We start from the raw sequence: 3189 nt of genomic DNA, 5'->3' as shown, positions 1-3189 counted from the left end.
TAACGATTTTGCAGGTAATAATCTTCAAAATCCTGCGCCATGTCCTGGACGAGGTTAAGGCATTGACGCTTAGCTACCTGAGCACCGGTGGTTTGTGCAATCTGCTGGGCCACATGGTCGTAGGCCCTGTGATTTATTTGTTCAGCCAGTCGCAGCCTGACTCCGTCAGAGAACTGATCTTTGCCCAGATTCAGGCTTTTATCCAATGTGTAGTGGTCAAGTAAAACTGGCCACGGTTTTATGAGGAAACCAGAACTGTCGTTCTGATTCATTTGGTGTTAATCCACCATTATATTGATGGGGACGATGCTGGTTGTAATAGCCAACCAGATAATCCGTTACTGCTTGGTTCGCTTCTAGAAAACTTCTATAGCCATTCTTTGGTACCCATTCCGTCTTCAAGCTTCTGAACACTCGCTCCATAGGACTGTTGACGCTCCTATGTCAAGACAGACTCGCTAGATCTTTCAGTATTAACGGGAATAGCTCTCTCGCTATATAACGTTTTAAGATACGAGTTATTTCCTTAGTTGATAACCCTTCTGCTGTTCTTCGTGCAACATAGTCTTTTGTTCTGGGATCACTACGCATTCTAACCATTGCCACGGTCCAAAGAGCGTTATTCGCACTACGGCTACCTCCTCGATTCAACCTATGACGGGTAGTTTTCCCCGATGACGCTGGAATTGGATTAACGCCACACAAGGCTGCAAACGATGATTCTTTCTTTAATCGGTTGGCGTTGTCTCCAGCCGCAACTAAGAGCGTTGCAGCCACATTTGTGCCGACCCCAAACCTTGACACAAGGCTTTGAGCTGTGTTCAAAGTCAGCTTTTTCAAAGCATTATCAAGAGATTTTACTTGGTCGTTAAGGAAGTTCCAACGTTGTGCCAACAGCACAAGCGAAATCATTAATGGCTCACTACTATTAGAGCACCGAGCTAAGCATGCGGTCGCACACGCACTAGGCTTTGGCTGGTAAAGGGACTGTTTTAGCTCATCAGGACCTGATACAAGAAGAGCTCGTATTTGATTCATCGCCTGAGTTCTTGCTTTGACAGCGCTATTGCGGGTCATTAGCAGGCTCCGTAATGATTCGACTGGTCCTGCATGGCTTTTAGGAATGACTGCTGCCTCTCCAGATAATACGCTTCTAGCCGCATTCTCTGAATCTATAACGTCTGTTTTGCCTTTCAGACGTCTCTCCATTCGATTTGGTCGCATCACTTCATATACATCAATACCATTCTTATTCAAGAATTTAGTCAGTTCAGCACCATAGCTTCCCGTACCTTCGATGCCAGCTTTTTGAAGGAACCCGTAAGACTTACACCATGCTAAGAGCTCACGATAACCTGCAAGGTCGACACTAAATGACTTACTTTTAACAACCTGACCAAGCTCATTGATAAGTGTTGCAACATGAAGCTCTAAATGAGTATCTACACCTAAATACAGTTTGTAGCGGGGATCGTTACTGTTCATTTAATCACTCTCCTGTGTGAATCGCCCAGCAGGACGGGACACTGGAGATGCAATACAAAGCTCCTATTAAGTCACAACTGAGTCGATAGAATTGAACAGACTCTTTGAACGACAGGTCAACACAAAGACATTTCAGCCAATCCCAGCACGGGTCAGTACAAACAGTCTGTACTTATATTCTAATCCCAGTATCCCAACAGTTCCCACGACGACTCATACTCTGAGTAATTCGATATCTCCATAGTAACTGACGATACTTCTTACTTGTATAGTGGCAACCTTGATCCGAGTGGAACATGACACCAGACGGCTTTCCACGGCTCTCATAGGCCATGGTCAACGCCTTGCCGGTCAATGCGCTATCTGGTGAGTTAGACATCGCCCAACCGATGACTTTTCGTGCGAACAAGTCAATAACAACCGCAAGATAAGACCATCTCTGTCCCGTCCAGATGTAGGTCACATCGCCGCACCAGACTTGATTCGGTTCAGTTACCGCGAACTGACGATTTAATCGATTGGGTATATGAACATGTTCCTGTTGTGTTTTTTTGTACGCATGTTTCGGTAGCTGGCAACTGACTAAGTCTAGTTCTTTCATAAACTTACTCGCTCGATAACGACTAAGTGGAATGCCTCTCGCTGTTACTATATCTGCAATGGTTCTCGCCCCAGCGGAACCATTGCTCAGCTCATAAGCTCGGCGAACTTCGGCACGAACAAGCACACGCTCTGACGACAGAGATTTATCTCTATTTGCCCAATAACGATAGCTACTGCGATGAACCCCGAACACTTCACAAAGCCGTTTTACAGCATAACTCTTCTTGAGTTTCTCGATTATCGAGAACCGTTCAGGGAGTCTGACATCAAGAGAGCCGTAGCCTTTTTTAGAATTTCCTTTTCTTCTTCAATACGCTTGATTTTCTTTTTAAGGTCGCGGATTTCTCTTTGCTCTGGAGTCAATGGTGATGCACTTGGTGCTTTACCAGCTCTTTCCGCTTTGAGTTGCCTCACCCAGCTTTCTAGCGTGGTTTTTCCTATGCCCATTGCTTCGCAGGTTTCTTTGTAAGTCCGCCCCTGGTCAAGCACCAACTGAGCGCATTCAAGCTTAAATTCTGAGTTAAAAGTGCGTCTTTCACGCTTAGTCATAATGTCACCTGTTTTAGTATCGAGATGATCATACATCACCTCTTAATCAGGTGGCCAAATTCACTATGCCACTACAGTAGCACTAGAGTGTGGATATCCGATAGCGAGTGGTGTTATCGAAGGAGCTTGTCGTCATCTGATAAATGATAGGTTAGATATCACAGGAGCTAGGTGGAGCCTTGATGGGGCTGAGGCAATCTTGAGACTACGCTCCCTTAAATCGAGTGGTGATTTACAGGATTACTGGAGTTTCCATAAACAGCAGGCTAAACAAAGGCTGTATGGCTAATATTTAACGTGTCGATTCAAAAGAACCACACCCATATCCGATAGCAAGTGGTGTTATCGAAGGAGCTTGTCGGCATCTGATAAATGATAGATTAGATATCACAGGAGCTAGGTGGAGCCTTGATGGGGCTGAGGCAATCTTGATGGTTAAGAAACTCAATCATAACCATCAAGGTCGTTTACGGGGTAAATTTCCAGTTTGAATCGTGAGTGTTTACTGCAGATTTAAGGTCAGATTGTTTTATAGGCAATGTGGGTGTTTTT

1 protein-coding gene and 4 pseudogenes are annotated in these 3189 nt (G+C 44.9%); 1 reads left to right on the top strand and 4 read right to left on the bottom strand.

Going from position 1 to position 3189, the window contains the following annotated elements; all coding sequences use genetic code 11:
- The 4 genes and pseudogenes from H5300_RS26145 to H5300_RS26130 all read right to left on the bottom strand — a co-directional run.
- A pseudogene (locus H5300_RS26145) lies at positions 1–272 on the bottom strand (hypothetical protein); the annotation flags it as partial.
- Positions 217–432, bottom strand: a pseudogene (locus H5300_RS26140) (IS3 family transposase); the annotation flags it as partial. The pseudogenes H5300_RS26140 and H5300_RS26145, both read right to left, overlap by 56 nt.
- Before the next feature lie 12 nt (positions 433–444).
- Positions 445–1485: an IS110 family transposase gene (locus tag H5300_RS26135; protein ID WP_182797302.1), complete on the bottom strand. Its 1041-nt coding sequence runs from the start codon at positions 1483–1485 to the stop codon at positions 445–447.
- Between the two features lie 190 nt (positions 1486–1675).
- Positions 1676–2637, bottom strand: a pseudogene (locus H5300_RS26130) (IS3 family transposase); the annotation flags it as partial.
- Between the two features lie 82 nt (positions 2638–2719).
- Here H5300_RS26130 and H5300_RS26120 point away from each other — a divergent pair.
- Positions 2720–2926 (top strand): annotated as a pseudogene (locus tag H5300_RS26120) (ISKra4 family transposase); the annotation flags it as partial.
- Positions 2927–3189 lie beyond the last annotated feature (263 nt).

Origin of the sequence: Vibrio sp. SG41-7 (genome assembly GCF_014164465.1) — a bacterium.
Taxonomy (GTDB): domain Bacteria; phylum Pseudomonadota; class Gammaproteobacteria; order Enterobacterales; family Vibrionaceae; genus Vibrio; species Vibrio splendidus.
Note: the sequence above shows the minus strand (reverse complement) of the source record. Positions and strands in the feature narration are given on the sequence as shown.

What these genes read in the sequence shown, in the direction of transcription:
- H5300_RS26135 (WP_182797302.1), bottom strand. Translation starts at nt 1,485, where the DNA reads ATGAACAGTAACGATCCCCGCTACAAACTGTATTTAGGTGTAGATACT.